25 protein-coding genes and 1 pseudogene are annotated in these 26,275 nt (G+C 55.1%); 9 read left to right on the top strand and 17 right to left on the bottom strand.

Annotation, left to right across the window (positions count from 1 at the left end):
- Positions 1-563 precede the first annotated feature (563 nt).
- A complete protein-coding gene (locus P6287_RS04420) occupies positions 564-788 on the bottom strand; it encodes a hypothetical protein (RefSeq protein WP_225614606.1) in 225 nt (74 codons plus the stop codon).
- A gap of 94 nt (positions 789-882) precedes the next feature.
- Between P6287_RS04420 and P6287_RS04415 the strand changes: the two genes are divergently transcribed.
- Entirely contained in the window at positions 883-2,655 is a 1,773-nt protein-coding gene (locus P6287_RS04415) for an autotransporter outer membrane beta-barrel domain-containing protein (protein WP_277974568.1), read from the top strand.
- A 125-nt stretch (positions 2,656-2,780) separates the two neighbouring features.
- Here P6287_RS04415 and P6287_RS04410 read toward each other — a convergent pair whose 3' ends face one another.
- Positions 2,781-4,526, bottom strand: a complete 1,746-nt coding sequence (locus tag P6287_RS04410; protein ID WP_277974903.1) for a glycosyl hydrolase family 28-related protein — start codon at positions 4,524-4,526, stop codon at positions 2,781-2,783.
- Positions 4,527-4,565: 39 nt separating this feature from the next.
- Here P6287_RS04410 and P6287_RS04405 point away from each other — a divergent pair, with 39 nt between their 5' ends.
- Positions 4,566-4,709, top strand: coding sequence for a hypothetical protein (locus P6287_RS04405; RefSeq protein ID WP_158527638.1), 144 nt, complete (start codon positions 4,566-4,568; stop codon positions 4,707-4,709).
- A gap of 19 nt (positions 4,710-4,728) precedes the next feature.
- On the opposite strand, the gene P6287_RS04400 is transcribed toward P6287_RS04405, so the two are convergent.
- From P6287_RS04400 to proB, 7 genes are all read right to left on the bottom strand, one after another.
- Positions 4,729-5,022 (bottom strand): hypothetical protein, encoded by a 294-nt coding sequence (locus tag P6287_RS04400; RefSeq protein WP_101762509.1) that lies wholly within the window; start codon positions 5,020-5,022, stop codon positions 4,729-4,731.
- Positions 5,019-5,363 (bottom strand): hypothetical protein, encoded by a 345-nt coding sequence (locus P6287_RS04395; RefSeq protein WP_192236784.1) that lies wholly within the window; start codon positions 5,361-5,363, stop codon positions 5,019-5,021. Before P6287_RS04395 ends, P6287_RS04400 begins: the two co-directional genes overlap by 4 nt.
- Positions 5,364-5,365: 2 nt before the next feature.
- A complete protein-coding gene (locus P6287_RS04390) occupies positions 5,366-5,833 on the bottom strand; it encodes a glycoside hydrolase family protein (protein ID WP_101762511.1) in 468 nt (155 codons plus the stop codon).
- A 183-nt stretch (positions 5,834-6,016) separates the two neighbouring features.
- Positions 6,017-6,292, bottom strand: coding sequence for a hypothetical protein (locus P6287_RS04385; RefSeq protein ID WP_110867800.1), 276 nt, complete (start codon positions 6,290-6,292; stop codon positions 6,017-6,019).
- A gap of 415 nt (positions 6,293-6,707) precedes the next feature.
- Entirely contained in the window at positions 6,708-7,439 is a 732-nt protein-coding gene (locus P6287_RS04380) for a S24 family peptidase (RefSeq protein WP_101762513.1), read from the bottom strand.
- 353 nt (positions 7,440-7,792) lie between these two features.
- Entirely contained in the window at positions 7,793-9,046 is a 1,254-nt protein-coding gene (gene proA / locus P6287_RS04375; RefSeq protein WP_101762514.1) for a glutamate-5-semialdehyde dehydrogenase, read from the bottom strand.
- A gap of 10 nt (positions 9,047-9,056) precedes the next feature.
- Positions 9,057-10,160 (bottom strand): glutamate 5-kinase, encoded by a 1,104-nt coding sequence (gene proB / locus P6287_RS04370; protein ID WP_101762515.1) that lies wholly within the window; start codon positions 10,158-10,160, stop codon positions 9,057-9,059.
- Positions 10,161-10,405: 245 nt separating this feature from the next.
- Between proB and ompC the strand changes: the two genes are divergently transcribed.
- Complete coding sequence (gene ompC / locus P6287_RS04365; protein WP_101762516.1) at positions 10,406-11,497, top strand: porin OmpC; 1,092 nt, start codon at positions 10,406-10,408, stop codon at positions 11,495-11,497.
- An 81-nt stretch (positions 11,498-11,578) separates the two neighbouring features.
- On the opposite strand, the gene crl is transcribed toward ompC, so the two are convergent.
- The 3 genes from crl to gpt form a co-directional block, all read right to left on the bottom strand.
- A complete protein-coding gene (gene crl, locus P6287_RS04360) occupies positions 11,579-11,980 on the bottom strand; it encodes a sigma factor-binding protein Crl (RefSeq protein WP_008108946.1) in 402 nt (133 codons plus the stop codon).
- Positions 11,981-12,082: 102 nt separating this feature from the next.
- A complete protein-coding gene (gene frsA, locus P6287_RS04355; protein ID WP_192236751.1) occupies positions 12,083-13,330 on the bottom strand; it encodes an esterase FrsA in 1,248 nt (415 codons plus the stop codon).
- A 121-nt stretch (positions 13,331-13,451) separates the two neighbouring features.
- The gene (gpt, locus tag P6287_RS04350; RefSeq protein ID WP_007887137.1) at positions 13,452-13,910 is read right to left on the bottom strand and encodes a xanthine phosphoribosyltransferase; all 459 of its coding nucleotides are present in this window, start codon (positions 13,908-13,910) and stop codon (positions 13,452-13,454) included.
- 255 nt (positions 13,911-14,165) lie between these two features.
- On the opposite strand from gpt, the gene pepD reads away from it, so the two are divergent.
- From pepD to P6287_RS04330, 4 genes are all read left to right on the top strand, one after another.
- Complete coding sequence (pepD, locus tag P6287_RS04345; RefSeq protein WP_192415435.1) at positions 14,166-15,626, top strand: beta-Ala-His dipeptidase; 1,461 nt, start codon at positions 14,166-14,168, stop codon at positions 15,624-15,626.
- Positions 15,627-15,985: 359 nt separating this feature from the next.
- On the top strand, positions 15,986-17,491 hold the full coding sequence (locus P6287_RS04340) for a sugar ABC transporter ATP-binding protein (protein WP_277974567.1): 1,506 nt from the start codon (positions 15,986-15,988) through the stop codon (positions 17,489-17,491).
- Positions 17,488-18,486, top strand: coding sequence for an ABC transporter permease (locus P6287_RS04335; RefSeq protein WP_277974566.1), 999 nt, complete (start codon positions 17,488-17,490; stop codon positions 18,484-18,486). The genes P6287_RS04340 and P6287_RS04335 overlap by 4 nt, the downstream gene beginning before the upstream one ends.
- A gap of 27 nt (positions 18,487-18,513) precedes the next feature.
- Positions 18,514-19,578 carry a sugar ABC transporter substrate-binding protein gene (locus P6287_RS04330; protein WP_277974565.1) on the top strand — a complete coding sequence of 355 codons (1,065 nt, stop codon included), beginning with the start codon at positions 18,514-18,516 and terminating at the stop codon, positions 19,576-19,578.
- A 117-nt stretch (positions 19,579-19,695) separates the two neighbouring features.
- Here the strand turns inward: P6287_RS04330 and dinB are convergent, their stop codons facing one another.
- Entirely contained in the window at positions 19,696-20,751 is a 1,056-nt protein-coding gene (dinB, locus tag P6287_RS04325; protein ID WP_192236754.1) for a DNA polymerase IV, read from the bottom strand.
- 244 nt (positions 20,752-20,995) lie between these two features.
- Between dinB and dpaA the strand changes: the two genes are divergently transcribed.
- The gene (dpaA, locus tag P6287_RS04320) at positions 20,996-21,739 is read left to right on the top strand and encodes a peptidoglycan meso-diaminopimelic acid protein amidase (protein WP_101762523.1); all 744 of its coding nucleotides are present in this window, start codon (positions 20,996-20,998) and stop codon (positions 21,737-21,739) included.
- Here the strand turns inward: dpaA and P6287_RS04315 are convergent.
- Both P6287_RS04315 and lpcA read right to left on the bottom strand, forming a co-directional pair.
- Positions 21,710-22,477, bottom strand: coding sequence for a class II glutamine amidotransferase (locus tag P6287_RS04315; protein WP_277974564.1), 768 nt, complete (start codon positions 22,475-22,477; stop codon positions 21,710-21,712). The genes dpaA and P6287_RS04315 overlap by 30 nt on opposite strands.
- Before the next feature lie 48 nt (positions 22,478-22,525).
- Positions 22,526-23,107 carry a D-sedoheptulose 7-phosphate isomerase gene (lpcA, locus tag P6287_RS04310; RefSeq protein ID WP_064740353.1) on the bottom strand — a complete coding sequence of 194 codons (582 nt, stop codon included), beginning with the start codon at positions 23,105-23,107 and terminating at the stop codon, positions 22,526-22,528.
- 243 nt (positions 23,108-23,350) lie between these two features.
- Between lpcA and fadE the strand changes: the two genes are divergently transcribed.
- On the top strand, positions 23,351-25,795 hold the full coding sequence (gene fadE / locus P6287_RS04305; RefSeq protein WP_101762524.1) for an acyl-CoA dehydrogenase FadE: 2,445 nt from the start codon (positions 23,351-23,353) through the stop codon (positions 25,793-25,795).
- Between the two features lie 35 nt (positions 25,796-25,830).
- On the opposite strand, the pseudogene P6287_RS04300 reads toward fadE, so the two are convergent.
- Positions 25,831-26,004 (bottom strand): annotated as a pseudogene (locus P6287_RS04300) (hypothetical protein); the annotation flags it as partial.
- Positions 25,956-26,096, bottom strand: a complete 141-nt coding sequence (locus P6287_RS04295; protein ID WP_192415402.1) for a hypothetical protein — start codon at positions 26,094-26,096, stop codon at positions 25,956-25,958. The gene P6287_RS04295 and the pseudogene P6287_RS04300, both read right to left, overlap by 49 nt.
- Positions 26,097-26,275: the final 179 nt, after the last annotated feature.

Raw genomic sequence — 26,275 nt, 5'->3', positions numbered from 1 at the left:
GGTGGCAGCATTACCAATACAGGCGGCGGCAGCACCGGCATTCTTGCTAAAAACGGTGGCGTGTTGAATGTCGACGGGACGACCGTAGAATCTACAGCCCAGGGCATTAACGGTTATGGTGTGAATACCGTGGCAAATATCGCCAACAGTCATGTCACCGTATCGGCTAATGGCGCATTTGGATTACTGGCTGAAAATGGTGGAAAAACTACAAGTCATAATAGTCATTATGTCGCGACCGGTGATAATGCCTTCGGAGCGTGGGTCAACACCGGTTCGGAACTGAATGTTTTTGGTGGCAGCATCAGCACTACAGGAAAAAACAGTACCGGCATGCTTGCGAAAAACGGTGGCGTTCTGAATGCTGAAAATATACAGATTGATGCAAGAGGAGATGGTGCCTTGGCCAAAGGTGAGGGTTCCCGGGTAAATATCACTGACAGCATAATTTCTTCTGGAGCTTATTATGGCGGCGCAGTTACTGCCTATGATAAGGGGTTTGCCACCGTTCGCAATAGTAAATTAATTGCCGTGGATAATAATTCTGCTGGTATTTATGCCGATTATTCAGGACAAGTTGATGCAGAAAATGTAGATATTGAGATCACAGGTGCCGGGTATGGCGTAGGTTCAAGTTTTAATGGAAGAACAAATATAACAAACTCAAAAATAATAAGCCAAAGCGGTGGCACTGCTTTCAATGTTGAAAGCGGTTCAGTGTTAACCGCTGACAATGTTTTTGCTGAAATGGATAACAATAAAAATCCTGGGGAATTAACTAATGCCATAACTGCCACAAGCGGTGAGCCAGATCTTAAAAGTTTAACTATTAATATTAGCAATTCACTTTTACATATAAAAGGAAATAACGCCGCTGGAATTGTGGCTCGAAAAACCGAAGGTCATATCAACCTTAATAATACAGTTTTAACGGTGGATAACGGGCCAGCAATCATCGCTTATAACCATGCCTTAACAACAGTGAATCTTGATAACAGCCTGTTGTCCGGCACAACACTGCTCGAAACCGGGTTAGACCCGTACGGCGAAGATGCAGGAGCGGACGTGCGCGGTATTACGGTTGACGCCAGCAATCATTCTCAGCTTCAGGGCGATGTCAATATTGATCGCAGCAAAACGCAGGCCAGCAGCGTCAGCCTGGATTCCGGTTCGCGCTGGCAGGGTGCCGCGCATGATTTACAGGATCTGAGCTTAGCGGGCAGCAGCCAGTGGAATATGACCGGCAGCTCCACCGTCGACAACCTGACGGCCAAAGACAGCACTATCACCTTCGATCACGGTGCTGGCGATTTCCACACCTTAACCGTTAAGGGCGACTATCACGCTGACAACGCCAAACTGGTGATGAACCTTGCGCTGGCGGGTGACGATACGGCTAGCGATAAACTGCATATCGCCGGCAACGCCAGCGGCACCACCAAAGTTCAGGTGCACAATGCGGGCGGTAAAGGTGCTGCCACGCTGGAAGGCATTGAGTTGATTCGCGTTGAGGGCACGCAAAACGGTGAGTTCCTGCAGGATGGTCGCATTGTCGGCGGCGCGTGGGATTATGCGCTGGTGCAGGATAAAAACGGTAAGTGGCGCCTGGTTAGCGACCCGATTCCCGTTGATCCAACGCCTGTCGATCCTATTAAAGACGAGGGCGGCGATACGGGCACCGTCATTGCACCGGAGGTGCCGCAACCGAAACGTACCCCGCGTGCCCGTCCGGAAGTCGGCAGCTATATTGCTAACCTTGCGGCGGCCAGCAACCTGTTTACCCTGAGCGCAGCCGATCGTCCGGGCGTGACAGAATACCGTGATGCGCTGACCGGCAAAGTGGAAAAAACCACGCTGTGGCTGCGCAACGAAGGCGCGCACGGGCGCTTCAGTGACAGCACCGCGCAGCTGAAAAGCACCACCAACAGCTACATGACGCAGCTGGGTGGCGACATCGCACAATGGAGTTTGAATGGCAGAGACCGTTTCAGCCTCGGCGTGATGGCGGGTTACGGCAATGCCAAAAGCAATACGCTGTCGAAAACCACCGGCTACAGCGCCAAAGGCCAGGTTAACGGCTACAGCGGCGGTATCTATGCCGGCTGGCAGCAGAATAGCCAGACGCGCAGCGGCGCCTTTGTCGACAGCTGGCTGGCCTACAACACCTTCAGTAACAGCGTGAAAGGCGAAGGTCTCGGTCAGGAAAGCTACAAGTCGAAGGGGATGACCGCGTCACTGGAAGGCGGCTACAGCTTCGCCTTCGGCGAGCAGCAGCAGTATCGCCTGCAGCCGAAAGCGCAGGCGGTGTGGATGGGCGTAAAAACCGGCGATTACACCGAGCAGAACGGCACCCGCGTCAGCGCCACCGGCAACCATAACGTGCAAACCCGCACCGGCGTTCGGGCAACCATGTACACCGCCACCGCGCAGCCTTACGCTGAAGTGAACTGGCTGCATAATACGCAGCGCTTCGGCAGTAAACTGGATGGCGTGAAGATTGAGCAGGCGGGTGCGCGTAACATCGGCGAAGTGAAACTGGGTCTGGAAGTGAATCCGAGTCAGCACGTCGGCATCTGGGGCGGTATCGCGCAACAGGTTGGCGGCAAAGGCTTCAGCGATTCCAGCGCCTCTCTGGGCGTCAAAGTCAGTTTTTGATAGCGCAATCGGCCTCTTTTGATCAGAGCATCGCTGGAAACAGCGGTGCTTTTTTTATGGCCAGTGCGCTTTCCCCACAAACAAAAAAAGGCGAGGCCGAAGCCTCGCCAAACAGGTGCTGGACCTCAATCGTAATAAGGAAGTTTACGATCGACACCGTTAATGTTGACCAGCACAAAGCCCGTAGGCGCGGTTTTGTTGGTCGGCGTACCGGCCGCCGTCGCGACGGTCAGCACCCCTTTCTCGTTCGCGCCAATACCGGCCAAACCGTTATGCAGCCCGAAACGCGCCGCCGGTTTGAAACCGCCCAGTTTGGTGGTATCGGTCACGACCGAGAAGTCCTGCTGGAACAGCGAGCAGGAACCGGTATCGAAACGCGTAGGGCCGGTGCATTTCAGGTTCATCATGGTGTCACCGCTGTTGGCGCGCAGTTTTATCCACACCGCCGCATAGGTGGTGCCGACGCGGCTGTAGCGGATATCCAGCACCGCAGGTTGTCCCATGTGATAGGCATCAGCCCACACCGTTTCCAGACGCTGCAGATTGACCCAGGTTTTGCCGGTCGCCGCCACGTTGACCGGTGAACCGGCAGTGCCCGTTGGCTGAGTGGCATCCGCTTTACCAATAAACTCCATTACCCACTGCTGGTTAGCGTTCGGGAAGAACAGCTGCCCAACGCGATACCAGTTATCGGTATCGGTGTTATTAGTAATTTTGTAGCCGCTGAAGTAGCCCGCGCGCAGCGATCCGGTCATAAAGGTGCCGTAGTTCTCGTCACGACGATAGCCATACTCAAAGGTGGATAACCAACGTCCGGCCACCGCATCCAGGCTGAGTTTTGCGCCGGATTGCAGATTGAGCTGACGAATCACCACGCGCGCATTGTTGAGATTCAACGGCGTACCGCAATCCTCAATGTTCAGCGTATCCACCGTCCAGCCGCCGTCGGAAAGATCGCCCGGATTACGCGTGTGCTCAATCCACACGTTGCGAATAATCCCCTGCGTTACGCGCGGCATGTAAAGCGTGGCGTCGCCATAACCGGTCTGAAAGTTACAGTTACACAGCTCAATCGCCGTGGAGTGATCCCACGCGCCTTTGGGCGAGTTTGACCAGCCGACATCAAACACGCGTCCGTAGGTATACAGGGTGTAAATCTGGTCGAATTTACTGTCGAGGGTATCCAGCACTTTGATCACCGTACCGCCGTTATTCTGCGCGCGGAAACAGTAGATATTGACGGTGGTGCCTTCGATACAGGTGTTTTCGAAGAACGGCTGCACGTTGCTGCACATATCGGCAGTGATGGTGCTTTTGTTGGTGGTGATATCGGCGGATGCCTGGCCGTTCCACGCAATACCGCGGATTGAGGTACGACGCGCCTTCACCTTAAACACCGTGTTGGCGCTTTTGTCGGAAATGATGGTGGTGCGCGGCAGCGAACCCAGCTCGACATCATCCCCCTGCAAGCCGAAGAAGGCGCGCTCGGTACCGCTGATGTCGATGGGGCTAATCAGGAATCGACCGCCAGGAAAACGCACCGGTAATGCGGTGATGTTGCCTGAGTAGCTTTGCGTCCACGCCAGCATACGGTTAAACGCCTCGGTATCGTTGGCGTAACCGTCGCCTTTGGCACCGAAGTGATAAACGTTGATTTCGGTGGGATCGTTAATCACGCGTTTCCAGTAAAAACCGTTACCGATCACCAGCGTACCGCCATCTTCTACCGCCGTGGTGGTGCCGATAAAACCGGTAAAATCACCGCCACCGTGGAAGGTGGAGTCCGCGTTGTAACGACGTAAGAATGCCAAATCGCCGTTTTTGGCCGGTACAGTGGTGCGCAGTTCTGCATAAGAGTTAACTTCGATCATCATAGCCTCCTCGGCTTTTCGGGTAGGGAATGCAAATGCATGAGAGCAACGTTACTGAGCCGGTTGGCCGCAGTGCTGATCCCAAAGATCGTTGTGGTTGTTGATGGCGCGCACGGTGCGAACGTCCATGCGCTCGGCGTCATTGCCGTGGGTGTAAATCGGGGAAAACAGGGTGCAGGCTGAGTCGATGACGACGGGAGATTCAGGGCTGGTGGTACTTCGATTGCTGCAACTTGTCACGAGCAGCAGCGTCATCAAGATTAAGGTTGCTGGCTTCCACACGTTTGGCCTCCTCGCGCAGCAGTTGCTGCTGTTGGTTAACCGCTACCGCTTGCGCCGCGGCTTTATCGGCGCGCTCGACGGCGGCCTGGGATGCTTGCTGCACCTTGCCGATTTTCTTGCCACCGAAGTAGCTGGCAACCAGCGCAGCGATGACGCCCGCCAGCGCGGCAACCCAGTGCCAGCTGGCGCCGAATAATGTCATGAGCAATGTCATACTTTTTCCTCCATCGCATTTTTCTGCTGGTTGAGGCCTTTCTGGCGGATGAATTGGGCAATCACGCCCATCGCCACCATAAAGGCGCCAATCAGCCCCAAATAGTTGTGCGGCAGAATCGCTTTCACGTCGGGCGGCATGCTGTTCCAGGCATCAAGCGCAGCGGTGGGAAATGATTGCACCCACGCGCTGAGCATCGAACCGAGCGACGCCAGCCATACCGACCAGGTTTTGAATAACAGCCGCGCATGTTTCACGAACTCCAGCGTGGTGAAGCGCTGCATCACCAACACCACCACAATCACTGCCAGCACCGCGGTGACAAAAATCAGCAGTTTCAAATTCATAGCAGCCCCCGATAGATGTCGTAGGTGCCGCTGCGCATCACTTCGGCATGGCGCCGTGCGCGACCCGACGTTTGTCTTGCCCACAGGCTGTCGAGCATGGCGTTGGCCGCGCTGTTGAAATCGCCCTGCGTAATGGCGGTGAGCATGCCGCGAAACATCGCCAGCCCATCCACCCCCAGCTGATATCCCATGCTGATCAGCACATCGCTGCGCGCCTCATTGCATTTGGCCAGCGCCTGCTGCACCAGCGCACGCTGATGCATCTGCTGCACCTTGCCCTCGACAATGCACTGCTTCCACACATCGCCGACGGGACGCGGCACCTGGAAGATGTAGTTGCTAAGCGATGCCCCTTTGGGGCCGATGCGAATGCCGCCAGCGACCGTGGGGAAACCCAGCGAGTCGAGGTAAGGCGCTTCGCGATAACCCTCTTCGAAATTCAGGATGGCAATAATCTGGCTCATAGAAATTCCTCTTTGACGGGGCGCAACAGCCTGTAAATGGCTGCGCAAAACGGCAAAAAACATAAATCCTGCTGATCGTTTACGACATTGAGCGCGTTTTCATATAAGCGAAACGCTCAAGAATGGTTAAACAGTGAGCAACAATGGAACGTTCCGTTTAAAACTGGGGAAAGTGATGCAGGGTTAACGCACGGCATACAAATAGACGTGGGGCAGACAGCAGTTATCAAAGCTGGGTTGTGCCTGCTGAACACGAACGGGCGCTAGCACGGCGCTGTCAACGCGCGACAGCGTCTGGCGCTGGCAGATGCGTTCAGCGGTGCGCAAGGTGACGTTTTCGTATTCGATGCCGAGTGCGCTATCGATGCTGCGCTTAAGGCTGAGGGACTGGCGTCGCCGATGGCGGCGCGTGCGTGCATTACCTGAAAATACTGACTTCCCGTACTGGATAATCGCCATAACTCCTCCTGTTAATGAGTCTTTGGCGATGGGGTGGCAGGCACGGCAATTCGGCTGAGGCCGACGCGTTCGTTATTCCTCTGGAAAATACCCGACGTCAACTCGCCCGGCTGCTTTCGCGGCCAGGGTGAAGTAGAGGAGAGTGAAAATCAGAGGGCAACTGACAACGCTGCAAAGTGCGTATCCACCCCATCCCAAAGTTCACTAACTTTGGATGGTATGTATCGCGCTTGTGCAGCGCCTCAATTGTTTAAGAGCGGGCTCATCCGTGAGCAGGTATGTTGTCCATCCATGCTCAAATTATTAACAGGTTCTAATGCATTGGCAAACACCAATGGTTAATTTTTTATTTACCGTCAGTTAAATTAATGATTTCAGCCAAAATATTTTTTTGCCGCAATCTGGCGTTTTGTGATCAGCCCAGGATTTGGTAATCCCGCGCCTGGCTCATGATCACCCGCGCCACCACTTGCAGCGTCCTGGCTTCTTCCAGCGTGAGGTACCAGGTTTCATAGCGCTTGTTATCGGAGATCACCGCGACCTTTTTGTGCTGAAGTTGCAGGCGTTTGAGATAGAGCTGATCGTCAAGCGTGAACAGGTAAATACCATCGCCATCGAAGCGATGCACGCTGATATCGACAAACAGCTGATCGCGCGGCGCAAAAGTGCCGGCCATCGAATCGCTGTTCAGCGCGATGAGGCGAATATTTTCTGCCGGGCGGCCGTTAAACAGCACCCGCGCCTCTTCCAGCCCATATTCAATGGCTTGAATGGTTTCCACCAATTCATCGCGCGAAGAGCCGCTGCGCACACCGTGCTGGCCAATATCCAGACTCTCCACGCGAAACAGATGTTTTGGGTTCACCAGACTGCGCTGCGTCAGCAAGGCGGCCGGTTTTTCCATGCCAAATTGCAGCCACTCCACGCGCACGTCGAGTAACTGGCTGAGCGCCAGTAAATTATTATCATCGGGGATCGATTGCCCGTTAAACCATTTCCACACCCCCGGCGTTGAGATCTTGCATCCCCTCTCTTGCAGAGCAAGCGCAACCTGTTTATTCCGTCCATGTCCGACAATTCCCGCACTTTCGCATGCGGCAATCAGCCTGGCAGTGAATGCTTGTCTCGTACTTTCTTTTTTAACCATCAGTTAATAATCTGCCTTCAGTAAAAGACTGAATGTTATTTTCATTTTTGCTACCAGTTCATTTTATATTACCGGCAGTTTACTACCCAACCGCTTTTATCAATGAAGCTGGACAATCATTATCCCCTTCGGTTAGGGCGAAACCAGTGTTCAGTGCCATATCGCTTGTTCTGACAGGGGTTTTCAGGATTGTTCTGTAGCAATAAGACCAGCATCTAAAGGAAAAAATGGGTGAAAAGCCGCGAGCCCGCCATAGATGACAGAAATAAATCAAAAAGCTCTTGGAATAACTGGATCGAAAACGAAAAAAATGGGCACCGTTTTCGGTGCCCATTGTCATGCAGGAGCGAACATTAGCGACGTAGCGTATCGTCGCCCCACCCTATCCATTTGTAGGTGGTCAGCGCTTCAAGTCCCATTGGACCACGCGCATGCAGCTTCTGCGTACTGACCGCCACTTCGGCACCGAGGCCAAACTGGCCGCCGTCAGTGAAGCGTGTGCTGGCATTAACGTATACCGCCGATGAGTCAACCTGGTTGACGAAGCGATTGGCATTGCCAATGCTGCGCGTCAGAATGCCATCAGAGTGCTGCGTGCCGTGCTCACGGATATGCGCGATGGCTTCATCAATATCCGACACCAGCTTGACGTTCAGATCGTTGGACAACCATTCGTCATCATAATTTTCCGCTTGCACCGCCACCACCTCGGCAGCACCGTTTTGCAGCAGCGCCAGCACATTTTCGTCGGCGTGCAGCGCAATCTTCTCTTGCGCCATACGTTGCAGGAATGCCGGAATGAAGGTGTCCGCCTGATCGCGATGGATCAGCAGCGTTTCCAGCGAGTTGCAGGCGCTTGGCCGCTGCTTCTTGGCATTGACGATCACCTCCAGCGCGGCCTCGGTCTCCATGGTTTCATCGAGATAGAGATGGCACACGCCGATGCCGCCGGTAATCACCGGAATGGTGGAGTTTTCACGGCACAGCTTGTGCAAACCTGCTCCGCCGCGTGGGATCAGCATATCGACGTAGCGATCGAGCTTCAGCAGCTGATTCACTAGTTCACGATCCGGGTTTTCAATCGCCTGCACCGCGCCTGCTGGTAAACCGTGCTGGGTCAGCGCATTTTGGATCACGCGCACGGTGGCGGCGTTGGTGCGATAAGTCTCTTTGCCACCGCGCAGAATCGCCGCGTTGCCGGTTTTCAGGCACAGCGATGCCACATCAACAGTGACATTAGGACGCGCTTCATAAATCACGCCAACCACACCCAGCGGCACGCGACGGCGTTCAATGCGCAGGCCGCTATCAAGCTGGCCGCCATCCATCAATTGCCCCACCGGATCGGCCAGGCGACACACCTGACGCACATCATCGGCAATGCCTTTCAGACGCTGCGGGTTGAGCGTCAGTCGATCGAGCAGCGCTTCGCTCATGCCATTTTGGCGTGCATCCGCCAAATCCTGCTCGTTTGCCGCCAGGATGTCCGCGCTTTCCGCTTCCAGACGATCGGCGATGGTGAGCAGCACCTGATTTTTTTGTTCGGTGGAGAGTTCTGCCAGTTTGTACGACGCAGCGCGCGCCGCTTTACCCATCTCTTCTAACATTATCTGCTCCTTAACTGACGATCATATCGTCGCGGTGCACCGCTACCGGGCCATATTCGTAACCGAGGATCTCGCCGATTTCCTGGCTGTGATGACCGGCAATCATGCGCATGGCATCGCTGTTATAGCGCGTGACGCCGTGGGCGATATCGCGCCCTTGCAGGTTGCGAATGCGGATCACTTCACCGCGCGAGAAGTTGCCCTGCACGTCACGGATGCCTTTTGGCAGCAGCGAACTGCCGCGCTCCAGCATCGCGGCCAGCGCACCATCATCGATGGTGATTTCGCCCGCCGGCGGTGCGCCGAAGATCCAGCGCTTGCGGTTTTCCAGTGGCGACTGCTGCGCGTGGAAACGCGTACCGACCGGTTTGCCATACAGCACATCGCTGATCACATCCGGACGACTGCCGGCGGCGATGATCACATCGATCCCCGCGCGACAAGCGACGTCCGCCGCCTGCAGCTTGGTCGCCATGCCGCCGGTTCCCAGGCCCGATACGCTGCCGCCCGCGAGGGTGCGTAATGCATCATCGATCTGGTGCACGTCGCTGATCAGCTCTGCTTCCGGATTGGTACGCGGATCGGCGGTGAACAACCCTTGCTGATCGGTCAGCAGCAGCAGTTTATCCGCGCCGCCCAGCATCGCCGCCAGCGCCGACAGATTGTCGTTGTCGCCCACTTTAATTTCAGCGGTGGCCACCGCATCGTTCTCGTTAATCACCGGCACGATGTGGTTGTCGAGCAGCGCGCGCAGCATGTCACGCGCATAAAGGAAACGTTCACGGTCTTCCATATCAGCGCGCGTCAGCAGCATCTGCCCGATGTGAATGCCGTAGATTGAAAACAGTTGTTCCCAAAGCTGGATCAAACGGCTCTGCCCCACCGCAGCCAACAGCTGCTTTGAGGCGATGGTAGGCGGCAGTTCGGGGTAACCAAGGTGTTCGCGTCCGGCGGCAATGGCGCCAGAGGTAACGATAACAATGCGATGGCCCGCGGCGTGCAACTGCGCACACTGACGAACCAACTCCACCATGTGCGCCCGATTCAACCGGCGTGAACCGCCGGTGAGGACGCTAGTACCCAACTTGACCACAAGGGTCTGACTGCCACTCATGTTTTTCCTGCCATGTAAGAAAAAAATCTGCGAAGGGACGTTTTATCAGGAGTGAGCAAGGAAGCCAACAACAGCAAGGGGAAAAGCACAAAAATCCCCTGACAATGCGGTAGACCAAAAGTTCGCGATTAACAAGAAAGCCGAAAAACTGTCATAAAACGTTCATCACCAACCGGTAAAAAGTCGGTGTTTTACAAAACCTTTCACGGGTACAACAAATTTTACTCATTGGGATTGATAGCAAAATGAAGAAGAGCACACTGGCATTAGTTGTATCAGCGCTGGCACTGGCTTCCACCGCAAACGCCGCAGAAGTGTATAACAAAGACGGTAATAAACTGGACTTCTACGGCCGTGTTAAAGCTGAACACTACTTCAGCGATAACGCGTCAAGCGACGGTGACAAATCTTACGTGCGTATCGGTTTCAAAGGCCAGACGCAGATTAATGACCTGATGACCGGTTACGGTCAGTGGGAATATCAGTACAACGCGAATAATTCTGAAGGTTCTGATGCCAACGCAGGCAACAAAACCCGTCTGGGCTTTGCTGGTCTGAAATTCGGCCAATACGGTTCATTCGACTACGGTCGTAACTATGGCGTGTTGTATGACGTCGAGGCCTGGACTGACGTATTCCCAGAGTTCGGCGGTGACGGTACCGCGCGTACCGATAACTTCATGACTGCGCGTGCAACTGGCGTAGCCACTTACCGCAACAGCAACTTCTTTGGCCTGGTTGATGGCCTGCGCTTCGCGCTGCAATATCAGGGCAAAAACGACGCCACCAGCGCCAACGCCCGTGGCAGCATCACCGATACGTCACGTCAGAACGGCGACGGTTACGGTGCGTCACTGGGTTACACCATTGCTGACACCGGTATCAGCCTGATGTCGGCCATCACCTCTTCAGACCGTACTAACCAGCAGCAGCTGCAGGCGCTGGGTAGCGGTGATAAAGCGGAATCATGGGGCGCCGGTATCAAGTATGATGCGAACAGCATCTACCTGGCTTCTATCTACACCGAAACCCGCAACATGACGCCAATCGGCACCCGCGGTTTTGCTAACAAAGCGCAGAACTTTGAAGTGGTAGCGCAGTATCAGTTCGACTTCGGCCTGCGTCCGTCCCTCGGCTATATCCAGACCAAAGGCAAAGACATCGAAGGGATCGGTGACGAGGATCTGGTTAAATACATCGACGTGGGCATGACTTACTACTTCAATAAAAACATGTCGACCTTTGTGGATTACAAAATCAACCAGCTGGATGACAACAACAAGCTGAACCTGAACAACGATGATGTTGTGGCCGTTGGCTTAACTTACCAATTCTGATTGAGCTGTACCCTCGTTGTGTCTATAAAAAAAGAGCCGGCTCATCACCGGCTCTTTCCTTTTTAAACCCTTAAAAGTCTATCAGGCGCTCAGTTTCACTGGCTCTTCTTTAAAGCCTTCCGCCGGGCGCAGATCGAGTTTCTGTTCCAGCAGCATCGCTTTCAGACGCTCATGGAAATTACGCAGCGTGCTTTCCACTTTGGCATTGTTCTCTTTGCCTTTGATGGTCGCAGCGCCCCAATCACCCGCTTTATCAAACAGGCCAAAATGATATTCGTATGTGAAGTGATCTTCATAGGCTTCCAGCGTCATCCACCACCCCCAAAACTCACGCAGCTCAGGTGCAGGCTTGACGTTGACACACGCTGCCAGGCAATCGAAGAAGAAGCGTGTCTCTTCACATTTGCCTTCACGGATATACGGCCCCAATTCGGTGAAGCGCTTAAGCAGGCGACTACGGGGGTGACCACTCGGTAATGTCATCTCTTTTCCCTTAACCCTTTAAATTGCACTTCCAGCTTTCCATTAACATAAAAATGGAAAATCCCGGATATAAGTAGTAGCAGAGTTCAGAGATTTCGCCAGTTAGCCTTTCAACTGTTTTTCCAGCCAGTCACAAATTTGATTGAGCGCTTTGTCAAAACTGGCAAAAACCGGCTTGGCGGGAATCGCCAGCGTCTTGCCCTGCGACGAGGAGTTGGCGATCAACTGCGCGTCTGTTTCCGGACCGAAAATATCATCCGGCCAGTAAGCCGCCAGCATCGGCGTTGGCGTGCGGCGGCCAAGTAAGCCTTGCACCTTCAACGAGTAGCGGTTGAGTTCAGTACGCAGATTGCTGTCGGAAGTTGAGGACATACCGAGACGGCTTGCCAGCATATCCATGTACATATCCGGTAGCTGTTGCTGCTGTTGCGCATCCACAAACACGCTGTGCACCATGGCTCCCAGCGTCGCTACCGCGCGTACTCGCGGCACTTCCAGATAGGCCAGACGCGTCGCCACGTTGGCACCGAAGCGGTAGCCCAGCAGCGCCACGCGTGTGTGATCGATCCACGGCACGTTGCTCAGTTCACGCAGCACCTGCTGATGCACCTGGCTGGTGTCCTGATTAAGCAGCCATTTGCTGCTGAAGCCTACCGATGGCATATCCAGCGTCAGCATGGCGATGCCGCGCGGCGCGAGATAGTCGTGGAACAGGCGATAGTGATCGCTCTGCAGCGAATCAAGGCCGCCGCACAGCAGCACGGTGGGATACGGCGCTTCAGCCTGCGCCGGCATATGCAGGAACCCCGTCACCGGACTGCCGCCGCTCATCGGGAAAGTCAGGGATTTTAGTTCGCCCGGCAGACGCTGCGTGGCCTCTTCGTAGGCGCGATTGGCCAGCACCTGCGCCTGATCGGCCAACTCATCGCCTTTGATGTAAGGATAAGCCGCGAGGCTGAACAGATTGGCGGCATGCAGCCAATGCTGACCGGCATCGTCATGGTTTTCGCTCTCTAACGCGCGCTGCTGCCAGATCGCCGCCTGCTTCGACCACTCGTAATTCCAGTTGCCGCCGCGATAACCAATCACGGTATCGAGCAAGGCTTCATTGGTGCGTTCGAACTCGCTCACCGCGATACGCGCCAGCACTTCGCTGATCTCCTGCGGCGACAGACCGCGCCACGTCCACAGCAGCTTGTTCAGCATGCGATACCAGCCGCGCTGCGTATCCCCTTCGAGGGCGTTATGCACCTGCACGGCGGCGTGATGCTGGCGGTGCACTAATGAGGAGGTTTCCGGGTGTTTAAAACGCGGTTTGAACAGTTCTTCGCTCAGGTTTTTATCAGACATCTCAGCTATTCTCCTGCCAACAACGTGGCGATGGCTAAGAGTGTACTGCACCCGCCATACGCGCGCGAGGCGCAGAAAGCACAACGCCCGGCATAACCGGGCGTTGTTTGCGATGCATCAATTAGCTTTTGACGATTGGCGGGATGTAGACCACGCCCATGTCCCAGGGCTGCTCGATCCAGGTGTTCTGCGGGATATCGACAATGTAATCGTCCACCAGCGCACGGCCAGCTGGCTTAGCGAAGATGGTGCAGAATCGCGCTTTAGGATACATGTCGCGGATCGCCTGCGCGGTGCCGCCGGTATCCACCAGGTCATCAATCACGATGAAGCCTTCACCGTCGCCTTCGGCACGCTTCAGCACTTTCATTTCGCGCTGATGATCGTGATCGTAGCTGGAGATGCACACGGTATCGACGTAGCGAATACCGAGTTCACGCGCCAGCAGCGATGCCGGAACCAGACCACCACGGCTCACCGCGATGATACCTTTCCACTGTTCCACAGGAAGCAGGCGCTGGGCCAGTTTACGGGCATGGATTTGCAACATGTCCCAGGTTACGACGTATTTTTCGCTCATATAAAGGAATCCCGGCCAAGAAACTTGGCTTAAAAAATATGCAAGGGGGAAAAGGTTGCGCGAGATTATAAGGATCTGACGCCTTAAAAACCAGCATCTGTCTTACTGGTTGCAGGTTTTTAGCGCGGCTGATTACGCACCCGGCGAGAAACAGTGATATTCTCAGGCCCATCACGTCAGATCTTCTGACGACGATTTTTACTGGAAACCCGCGTGCGTGCGGTATGTCCGCCACGCTGACACAGGAGATGCATGGTGTCTGAATTGTCGCAACTTTCACCCCAACCGCTGTGGGATATTTTTGCCAAAATCTGTTCCATTCCGCACCCTTCTTACCACGAAGAAGCACTGGCCGAACACGTTGTCGGCTGGGCAAAAGAGCAAGGTTTGTGGGTTGAGCGCGATCAGGTTGGCAACATCCTGATTCGTAAACCCGCTACCGCCGGTATGGAAAAACGCACGCCGGTGGCGCTGCAGGCGCACCTCGATATGGTGCCGCAGAAGAACAATGACACGGTGCACGACTTCACTAAAGATCCGATTCAGCCGTATGTTGATGGCGAATGGGTGAAAGCGCGCGGCACCACGCTGGGCGCGGATAACGGCATTGGTATGGCGTCTGCGCTGGCGGTGCTGGCTGACAACAGCCTGATTCACGGTCCGCTGGAAGTGCTGCTGACCATGACCGAAGAGTCCGGTATGGACGGCGCCTTTGGTTTACAGCCGAACTGGCTGCAGGCCGACATTCTGATCAACACCGACTCGGAAGAGGAAGGTGAGATCTACATGGGTTGCGCCGGTGGTATCGACTTCATCACCACCCTGCCGCTGACGCGTGAAGCGATTCCTGCGGGCTATGAAACCCTGAAGCTCACGCTGAAAGGCCTGAAAGGCGGTCACTCCGGTGCCGACATTCATCATGGTCTCGGCAACGCCAACAAACTGCTGGCACGCTTCCTGGCGCTGCACGCGCGTGAACTCGATGTCCGTCTGATTGAATTCACCGGCGGTACACTGCGTAACGCTATCCCGCGTGAAGCTTTTGCTACGCTGGCGATCGACAGCCATAAGGTTGATGCACTGAAATCTGCTGCGGCACATTTCCAGGCGACGCTGCTGAACGAGTTGGGCATTAAAGAGAAGAATATCGCCGTGGTCACCGAAGCGCTGGCGCATCAAGGCCAGGCGCTGAACGCTGACAGCCGCGATCGTTTCCTTAATCTGCTGAACGCTACACCAAACGGCGTGATCCGTAACTCTGACGTGGCGAAAGGCGTGGTGGAAACCTCGCTGAACGTCGGCGTGGTGACGATGGATCAGGACAATGCCGAAATCATCTGCCTGATTCGTTCACTGATCGATACCGGTAAAGATTGGGTGGTTGAAGTGCTGACCTCGCTGGCCGATCTGGCCGGGGCGAAAAGCGCACCTAAAGGCGGCTATCCGGGCTGGCAGCCTGATGCCGATTCACCGGTGATGGCGCTGACGCGTAAAACTTATGAAGCGCTGTTTGGCAAAACGCCGAACATTCAGGTGATTCACGCCGGTCTGGAGTGTGGTCTGTTCAAGAAGCCGTATCCAAACATGGATATGGTATCGATTGGCCCAACCATCACCGGCCCGCATTCGCCGGATGAGCAGGTTCACATCGAAAGCGTGGGTCTGTACTGGAAACTGCTGACCGCGCTGCTCAGCGTGGTGCCAGAAAAAGCGTAAGATTGCGCTTTCGCGATGAACCCGACTTCGGTCGGGTTTTTTTATGCCTGCGAAGGATTGCGCAATAAATTGCGCCGCTACAAAAGTGACGTGTGAAAGGTGTGGAAATAAAACGCTGTAAATACCGTAGCGGCGCAATTTATTGCACAAATCTACAAACAGCACATCCCGCTGAATAAATACGATTACACCTCTCGGTTAACCCAAATCTTTCCATCAAACCAGATTTAGCCGCCATAACGTCCAGATGTCTGGATGGCTAATAAGATTTCGTGCTAGCTTATGCCCTTTCGTTCGTTGCCGAGAGTGATGGTTCAGGAAAAAATGCCCCCAACTCAACTAATTAAAGGCCCGGTTCAATGAGTGCGATCAACCGCCTGGAGATGCGTAATATCTCCATTGCCTTTGGCGGTTTCGCCGCGCTCGCGCAGGTGGATTTTCTGACTGAAGGCGGCTCGGTGCATGCGTTGACGGGCGCTAACGGCGCCGGAAAATCTACGCTGATGGCGGTGCTGGCTGGCGCACACGATCATTACAGCGGTGAGATTCTGCTGGATGATGCGCCGGTCACTATTCGCTCACCGCGCGATGCCAAAAAGCTCGGCATTCATCTGGTGCAGCAGGAAGTGGATGTGGCGCTGGTGCCACAGCTCAGCGTGGCCGAAAACATACTGCTCGATCGTTTAGCCGAACCGGGCCACGCCTACAACTGGCGCGAGATTCGCCGCCAGGCGCGTACGTTACTGGCGCAGCTGGAAGTGAACATCGACGTCAACCGTTTGGTGGAGCGCTGCTCGCTGGCAGAGAAGCAGCAAATCCTGCTGGCGCGCGCCCTGTCCCATCACTGCCGCTTTCTGATCCTGGATGAACCCACCGCCCCGCTCGATCAGCATGAGAGCGAGCGCCTGTTTACCGTGGTGCGTCGCTTGCAGTCCAGCGGCATTGGCGTGGTATTTATCTCGCACCGCATTCACGAACTGAAAGCAATTTGCGACCGCTTAACGGTGCTGCGCGATGGTCGTCTGATCGAAAGCAGCCCGATGGCGGCGCTAAGCGGTGAGCAAATCGTGGAGAAAATGCTGGGACATCGGCTCGATGATGTTTTTCCGCCGCGTCGCGCCCGTGCGACTCAGCCGCTGCTGCTGTCGGTGGAAGGCTTACACGACGATCGGTTACTGCAGGATATTTCGCTGCGTCTGCATAAAGGGGAAATTCTGGGCATTGCTGGTCTGGCGGGTGCCGGTAAAACCGAGCTGTGCAAAGCGCTGTTTGGTGCCAGCAAAAGCCGTGTGACACAGGGCGAACTGCACGGCAAACCGTGGCGTCCGCGTTCACCGCATGATTCAGTAGAAAACCGCATGGCGCTGGTGCCGGAAGAGCGTCGCAAAGAGGGCATTTTCATCGATGAACCGGTGAGCATGAACCTGAGCATCAGCGCCGATAACAGCTTCTCGCGCTGGAGCCTGTTTGGTCATCGCCAGGCGTGGCGTTGGGCTGAAGAGGTGATTCAACGCCTGAATGTGCGCACCACCGGACCGGGGCAAATCCTGCGTCGTTTGTCGGGCGGCAACCAGCAGAAAGTGGCAATTGGCAAGTGGCTGCGCAACAACGCCGATGTGCTGATTTTTGATGAGCCGACCAAAGGCGTCGATATCAAAGCCAAAACCGATCTGTTCACGTTGATCGATGGCTTAGCGCGTGAGGGCAAAGGCATCATTTATGCCTCGGGCGAGTTTTCTGAATTGGTCGGTCTGTGCGACCGCATTTGTGTGCTCTGGGATGGGCGCATTGTGGCAGAGATGGAGGGCAACACCGCCACAGAAGAGGCACTTTTGCTTTATTCCACCGGAGGAACACCTGCGTGAGCAGCAAAGAACTATCCCTAAACTCGCAGCCTTCTCTGCGCCATCAGCTGTTTGATTTCCTTTATAAGTGGGGCATGTTGCTGACCGTGGTGATTTTGATTGCCGCATTTGGTCTCGCTTCGGACAGCTTCCTCGAACCGACCAACATCATTAACATTCTGCGCTCGATTGCCATCGTCACGGTGATTGCGATTGGCGTGTCGATTTCGCTGACCATTGGCGGCTTTGACCTGTCGGTGGGATCCACCGCCTCGCTGGCCAATGCGCTGGTGATTTCGCTGTTCGTCTGGCACGGATTTGGCACCACCGAAGCCATCATTATTACGCTGCTGCTGTGCACGCTGGTTGGCTTGTTCAACAGCTTCCTGATTGTGGTGCTACGTATTCCCGACATGCTCGCCACCCTCGCCACGCTGTTTGTGATTCAGGGCGTGGCGATGACCTACAGCTTTGGTGGTTCCATTACCGAGAATATGGTGCTGCCGAGCGGCGACATGGCCGAAGGGACCATTCCTGCGGCCTTTAGTCTGCTCGGCCAGGTGCCGACCATCGTGATTATCATGCTGGTGGTCACCATTGTGGCGCAGCTCGCGCTGTCGCTGACCAAGCATGGCCGTCGTATGTACGCGCTGGGCGGCAATCCTGAAGCGGCGCGTCTCTCCGGTATTCGTACCACGCGCTATCGCGTGCTGGCGTATGTGCTGGCTTCGCTGCTGGCCGGTTTGGGCGGCATTTTGCTGGCATCACGCATCGGCTCTTCGCAGGTGAATGCCGGCGGCGGTTATCTGATGGATGCCGTTGCCGCAGCGTGGATCGGCTTCTCGCTGGCCGGTTCGGGCAAACCAAATGCGCTGGGTACCTTGGTGGGCGCCATCATTCTTGGTGTGTTGCAGAACGGGCTGGTGATGTTATCGGTGCCCTATTACGCGATGGACATTATTAAAGGTCTGGTACTGGCGCTGGCGCTGGCGATGACTTACATCCAGCGCCGTTAAGGCGCGTTTAATCAGAAAGAGACCATAATGAAAAAAATTACCCTTTCGCTGCTGGCGGTTAGCCTGCTCAACGCCAGCGCCGCCTTCGCCGATGCCGCAGTGCCTGCGGTTATCGCTAACCATGAAGGCCCGGTACGCATCGCCATCATCCGCAACCTGGGTTCGGACGATAACACCACGCAGTTTGTCGCCGGTGCGATTCAGCAAGGCCGCCAGCTTGGCTTTAAGGTCAGCACTTTCCTCAGCAATGGCGACGATGCGCGCTTCCAGGATTTCGTTAACCAGGCGATTAGCCAGAAATATGACGGCATTATCCTGTCGCACGGTAAAGATCCCTACTCCACGGCGCTGGTGCAGCGTATTGCCGCAGCGGGCATCAAGCTGTCGGTGTTTGATACGCCGGTTAATACGCCGGTAGAGGGCGTCACCGTGACGGCGCAGAATGATGCTTCGCTGGCGCAGGAATCACTCGGCAGCTTAATCAAAGACTTCAACGGTAAAGCGAATATCGTCAAGCTGTGGGTGGCCGGTTTCCCGGCGATGGATCGTCGTCAGGTGGTGTATGAGAAGCTGCTGAAAGAGAATCCGGACATTCATCAGCTGGAGTCGATTGGTGCGGTTTCATCTGATGTACAGGGCGATACCGCCAACAAGATTGGCGCGATTCTGGCGAAATACCCGAAAGGCAAGATCGATGCGATCTGGGGTTCGTGGGATGCCTTCAGCCAGGGCGCGTATAAAGCCCTGCAGGAGAATGGTCGTACCGAGATCAAACTGTATAGCATCGACGTATCCAATCAGGATCTGCAGTTGATGCACGAGAAAAACAGCCCATGGATACAAACCGTGGCGGTGGATCCGAAAACCATTGGCGCAGTGAATATGCGTTTGGTGGCGAACAAGATTGCAGGCGAAACCACACCGGCGACTTACGAGTTTAAAGCGTCATCGATTTCTCAGCAGCAGTTGAATAGCCAGCAAGGCGCGGTCAACGTGGCGTCGCTGAATAAGATCATTCCAGGCTGGGGCGAAAATAACGATTTCATCGCGCCATGGTTTGCAACGCTGGAAGCGAAGTACGGTAAGAAGTAGTTTTCCCTCACCCTAACCCTCTCCCACATGTGGGAGAAAGAACCGATTAGCGCGGTTTGTTTTACTCCTTCTCCCTCTGGCGGGAGAAGGCCGGGATGAGGGGCAGCGCGCACAATCTCACAACCCCAACACCAACTGCCGCTCCAGCTGCGGATCCACCATCGTGACATGCAATCCCACCAGCCGCACGCCGCGCCCTGCTCTGCGTTCATCCCACGCCTGACGCGCCACCGCGATCATGTCGTCTTTATTCAGCACCGGCCAAACGTGCTCCTGCGTGGTTTGCTGGAAATCATTGAACTTCAGTTTCACGCCTTGTCGGGCGATCTGCCTATCCGGCTTGATGGCGGTTAAGCGGCGATCCAACTCCGCATAGAGAAAATCAATAATCTCCAGACACTGCTCCCAGCTGTGAATATCTTCCATCAGGGTACGTTCAACGCCGAGCGATTTGCGTTCGCGCTCAACCACCACATTGCGCTCATCCACGCCGTTGCTGCGTTCCCACAAGATGCGGCCAAACTTGCCAAAGCGTTTAAGCAGCAGCGCCAAATCGGCGCGCTGCACATCCGCGCAGGTGCGCAAGCCCATCTCTTCCAGCTTTTTAGTCGCCACTTTACCCACGCCAGGAATTTTACTGAGCGGCAGCGTCAGTAGAAAATCGGACATCGCGTCCGGCGTAATCACATATTGCCCGTTGGGTTTGTTGAGATCGGAAGCAATCTTGGCGAGAAACTTGATCGGCGCGATGCCGGCGGAAGCGGTCAACCCGGTTTCACGCAGGATATCGGCGCGAATCGCCTGCGCCATTAATGTCGCCGAGCCATGGCAGTGCAGGCTGTCGGTCACATCCAGATAGGCTTCATCCAGCGACAGCGGTTCAATCAGCGAGGTGTAACGTGAGAAGATGTCGCGGATCTGGCGGGAGGCTTCTTTATAGGCATCAAAGCGGCCAGGCAGCAGCCGCAGATGCGGGCAGAGTTTCAGCGCCATGCCGGTCGGCATCGCGCTGCGCACGCCATATTTACGTGCCGGATAGTTCGCGGTGCTGATCACGCCACGTTGCACGCGGCTGCCGCCAATGGCGATAGGAATATCACGTAAAGAGGGATCGTCGCGCATCTCAACCGCTGCATAAAAGCAGTCCATATCGACATGAATAATTTTGCGCATACGCCCTCCCAGATACTGGATAAGTATACAGCAGCGAAAAATATCGGCAATATTTGTTGAGAGCGAGATTAAAGTTTACAAATTAGTGGTCGTATTCCTTTTAGGAACGCGCCATTTTCTCGGACACTGGCTTGATTAAAAGCCAGACAATGTTAATGTTGCGCTGCGATAGCGGATATTTCCGATAATGCAATACCCGGACGCACAGCGTCATCGTCTCTCTCCACATCAAGGTATCTACAGAATGGGCAGAATCGCATTAACGCTTGCGATGATTCTTATGCCGCTCCTTAGCTGGGCAATGAACCCCGAGCCTACGCAACCGCTGGCTCCGGTGAGCAAAGAGTTAAAGAAACAACTAATTGGCACCCCCGTTTTTATCCAGATTTTCAAGGAAGAGCGTACGCTGGAACTGTACGGCAAAATCGGGAATGAATATCGTCTGCTGGACAGCTATCGCATCTGTAATTTCTCTGGCGGTTTAGGACCTAAACGTCGTCAGGGCGATTTCAAAAGTCCGGAAGGCTTTTACAACGTTAAGCTGAACCAGTTAAAACCGGATAGCCGTTTTTATCGCGCTATTAATACCGGTTTTCCCAATCAGTACGATCGCGCTAAAGGCTATAACGGTAACTATTTAATGATTCACGGCGATTGCGTGTCCGTGGGCTGCTACGCAATGACGGATGCATCGATGGATGAGATCTTCGCCTACACCAACGCCGCGCTGCGTAATGGTCAGCAGGAGATTCAGGTCAATATCTATCCGTTCCGCATGACAGACAGCAATATGCAGCGCCATAAATACTCGACGTACATTAACTTCTGGCGTGAACTGCAGCCGGGCTATGCGTACTTCGCTAAGTACCGTGTGCCGCCTACCGTGAACGTGACGGCCACCGGCCAATATGCGGTGAACAGCACGCCGGTGATCGCTACACCGGATGCTGCCTCGAAATCATTCCTGGCGCTCACCCAGGCAAAATAATGCCCACTCGCCTGGCACTATCCGGTGCCAGGTTTCATTGCCCGTCAGCGGTTGCGTAGCAATCACCGTTACCACATCTTGCGGCGTCGTCTGCTGCTGAAAATCAATTTCCACATCCTGATCGAGCAACGTCGCTTTGCCAAACGGCGCACGGCGCGTAATCCAGTAGAGATTGGTCGAACAGAACGCCATCAGATAGCGCCCATCCGATAACAGCATGTTGAAGACACCCTTCTCACGCATTTCTGCTGCCAGCTCGGCAATGTAGCGGAACACCGCTGGCCAGTTGCCCGGCGTGCGTGGATAGCGCTCGGTCAGTTTGTGCAGCATCCAGCAAAATGCTTTCTCGCTGTCGGTTTCACCAATCGGACGAAATGGCCCGCTATCCAGCTGACGATAACCTTTGAGCTGACCATTGTGTGCGTAGGTCCAGTTGCGGCCCCACAGCTCACGCGTGAACGGATGGGTATTTTCCAGCGACACTTCACCGCGATTCGCCTGGCGGATATGCGCCACCACCGAATGCGATTTGATCGGGTATTCCTGCACCAAACGGGCTATCGGCGAGTTAAAGCTCGGCTGCGGATCTTTGAAGGTGCGGCACCCTTTTCCTTCGTAGAACGTGATGCCCCAACCATCTTTGTGCGGCCCGGTTCCACCGCCACGCTGCACCAGACCGGTAAAACTGAAACAGATGTCCGTGGGGACATTGGCGCTCATCCCGAGCAATTCGCACATAGCAACCGCCTTAAGTTAGATCCTCTCGCGCGCGGCGAGAGGAACGCATCATGACTTAACCATCTCTTTTTCAATCAACAGCATCAGAATATGGATCACTTTGATGTGGATCTCCTGAATGCGGTCGGCATAGCCAAAGTGCGGCACACGAATTTCGATATCCGCTGAACCTGCCATCTTGCCGCCATCTTTGCCGGTCAGAGTAATCACTTTCATGCCTTTCGCGCGCGCAGCTTCCACGGCTTTGATGATGTTGGCAGAGTTACCGGACGTAGAAAGACCCAGCAGCACATCGCCTTCACGGCCTACCGCTTCGATATAGCGCGAGAACACATAGTCATAACCAAAATCGTTACTGACGCACGACAGATGGCTGACATCAGAAATGGCAATCGCCGGGTAGCCAGGACGGTTTTCACGGTAGCGTCCAGTCAGCTCTTCAGCAAAATGCATCGCATCGCAGTGCGAGCCGCCGTTACCGCAGGAGAGCACCTTGCCGCCTGCTTTAAAGCTATCGGCCAGCAGAACTGCGGCGCGCTGAATGGCGTGAATGTTGGCTTCGTCACTCAGGAACGTGTTGAGCGTATCGGCTGCTTCATTGAGTTCTGAGCGAATAATGTCCTGATACATAGAGATGTCCTTTAGAGGAAAGATTGACCCGGCAAGTTTAACGGAATGGGGCTAAGCCGCAAAGCGCCTGCCATAAGGAAAAGCGCGGCGTCTCGAGCAAGTTTGGCAGTTGTTGCGTATCCTGCAACGAATTTGTGAGATGTGTTGTAATTGCGATGTAAACAGATTGATAAATTTTGCCCCATATTCTAAACCTACATCCATAACAGGTCAGACCTCTTACTACTTATGGAGTGGTTCATTATGTTGGTTGCCTCAATCGTTGCGACGCTAATCCTGCTTAGCGTGTTGTTCTACCACCAAATTTCGCTTCAGCTGAGCAGCGTAATTCTGCTGCTGTGGACCGGCGCGCTGGCGGCCGCTGACCTATGGACGCCATGGATGCTGCTGCCGCTGGCGATTATTCTGCTGCCATTTAACCTGCCGGTGATGCGTCGCAGCCTGTTCTCGAAACCGGCGCTGCACAGCTTCCAGAAAGTGATGCCGCCGATGTCGCGCACCGAAAAAGAGGCGATCGACGCCGGCACCACATGGTGGGAAGGCGACCTGTTCCGCGGCAAACCGGACTGGCAGAAGCTGCACAACTATCCGCAGCCGCGCCTGACCGAAGAGGAGCAGGCCTTTATCGATGGTCCGGTCGAAGAAGCGTGCCGCATGGCGAACGACTTCGAAATCACCCATGAAATGGCCGATCTGCCGCCGGAGTTGTGGGCGTATCTGAAACAGCATCGCTTCTTCGCCATGATCATTAAGAAAGAGTATGGCGGCCTGGAATTCTCCGCCTATGCGCAGGCGCGCGTGCTGCAGAAACTGGCGGGCGTCTCCGGCATTCTGGCGATCACCGTTGGCGTACCGAACTCACTCGGCCCCGGCGAACTGCTGCAACATTACGGTACTGATGAGCAGAAAGATCATTACCTGCCGCGTCTGGCGCGCGGTGATGAGATCCCGTGCTTTGCACTGACCAGCCCGGAAGCGGGTTCGGATGCCGGCGCAATTCCCGATACCGGCGTGGTGTGCATGGGCGAGTGGCAAGGTCAGCAAGTGCTGGGCATGCGTCTTACCTGGAACAAGCGCTATATCACGCTGGCACCGATTGCCACCGTGTTAGGCCTGGCGTTCAAACTCTCCGATCCGGATCATCTGCTGGGCGAGACTACAGAGCTTGGCATCACTTGCGCACTGATCCCAACGCACACGCCTGGCGTAGAGATCGGCCAACGTCACTTCCCGCTCAACGTGCCGTTCCAGAACGGTCCGACGCGCGGTAAAGACATTTTCGTACCCATCGACTACATCATCGGCGGCCCATCCATGGCCGGCCAGGGCTGGCGCATGCTGGTGGAGTGTCTTTCAGTCGGTCGCGGCATCACGCTGCCTTCGAACTCTACCGGCAGCCTGAAAAGCATTGCGCTGGCGACCGGTGCCTATGCGCACATCCGCCGTCAGTTCAAAGTCTCTATCGGCAAGATGGAAGGGATCGAAGAGCCGCTAGCGCGCATTGCTGGTAACGCCTACGTGATGGATGCTGCCGCGACACTGATCACCAGCGGCATTATGCTCGGTGAAAAACCGGCGGTGCTATCGGCGATTGTGAAGTATCACTGCACCCATCGCGGTCAGCGCGCGATTATCGACGCGATGGATATCGCTGGCGGTAAAGGCATTATGCTGGGCGAAAACAACTTCCTGGCGCGGGCTTATCAGGGCGCACCGATCGCCATCACCGTGGAAGGCGCTAACATCCTGACGCGCAGCATGATTATCTTCGGCCAGGGCGCGATCCGCTGCCATCCGTGGGTGCTGGAAGAGATGAACGCCGCAGCGAAAAACGATTTGGTGACCTTTGACCGCGCGCTGTTCAGCCACATTGGCCACGTAGGCAGTAATAAAGTACGCAGCCTGTGGCTGGGCTTAACCGGCGGCCGCACTAGCGCCACACCAACCCGCGACGCCACGCGCCGCTACTATCAACACCTCAACCGTTTGAGCGCCAACCTCGCGCTGCTGTCAGATGTATCGATGGCGGTGCTGGGCGGCAGCCTGAAACGTCGTGAACGTATCTCGGCGCGTCTCGGCGATGTGCTGAGCCAGATGTATCTGGCCTCCGCCACCCTGAAGCGCTATGACGATGAAGGCCGCAACGAAGCCGATTTGCCGCTGGTACATTGGGGCGTGCAGGATGCGCTGCATCAGGCCGAAGTGGCGATGGATGATTTGCTGCGTAACTTCCCGAACCGCATGGTGGCCGGTGCGCTGCGACTGGTGATTTTCGCCGGTGGTCATCACTGCCCGGCACCGTCAGATAAACTGGACCACAAGCTGGCGAAACTGCTGCAGCTGCCTTCTGCGACCCGTACCCGTTTGGGCCGCGGCCAATATCTGGCACCAAGCGCACATAATCCTGCAGGTCAGCTGGAGCAGGCGCTGCAGGATGTGATGGCCGCCGAAGTGATTCACGATCGTTTATGCAAGCAGCAGAAAAAGCATCTGTCATTTACCCGACTGGATGCGCTGGCACAAGAGGGCCTGAAAGCGGGCTGGATTGATGAGAGCGAAGCGCAGGTCTTGATCCGTGCGGAAGCCAGCCGTTTGAAAGCGATTAACGTCGATGATTTCGCGCCGGAAGCGCTGGCGGTGCCAAAGCCGCAGACGAAATCCAACCCGCGGGCCAGTGAAGCCGCTTAAAACACAAAAGCTCCGCATGGAGTAATGCCAGTCAGTTAAGCCTGACTGGCATTTTTTCTTTTGGCTGTCGGGTACTTCCAGGGCCTCTCTTTCTCCACTCTCGGCAATGACCTCTCCCGTCGCCCCGCAGTTTGACTATCTGGTTTTTTGCTGCGCAGCGTCAGCCGGTCATTCTGCAGCCCCTGCTTGATTTCCCGATACCGGAGCTCTCTACTTCGGCGACGGCGCGCACGGCGGCTTCACTGCAGCTGAGTTTGGTGGCGGCGTTCTTAAAATCCTGATCGGTCAGCGTCTGCGACATAACGAATATCCTGTTTGTGTCGCACGTCTTGCGCGAAAGGGGGATTGTTCGTTGAGATTCTCTATCTCTCGTTGTTGTTTTAACAACGCCAATAGCAAAGCGTGATCGTAAAAGCTTTATTGATCACCAACTCTAATTATTTCTGGTCCTGACAATCTGAGGGATGTAACGTAAACATC

The organism is Pantoea sp. X85 (genome assembly GCF_029623675.1).
GTDB classification, from domain to species: Bacteria; Pseudomonadota; Gammaproteobacteria; order Enterobacterales; family Enterobacteriaceae; genus Pantoea; species Pantoea leporis.
Note: the sequence above shows the minus strand (reverse complement) of the source record. Positions and strands in the feature narration are given on the sequence as shown.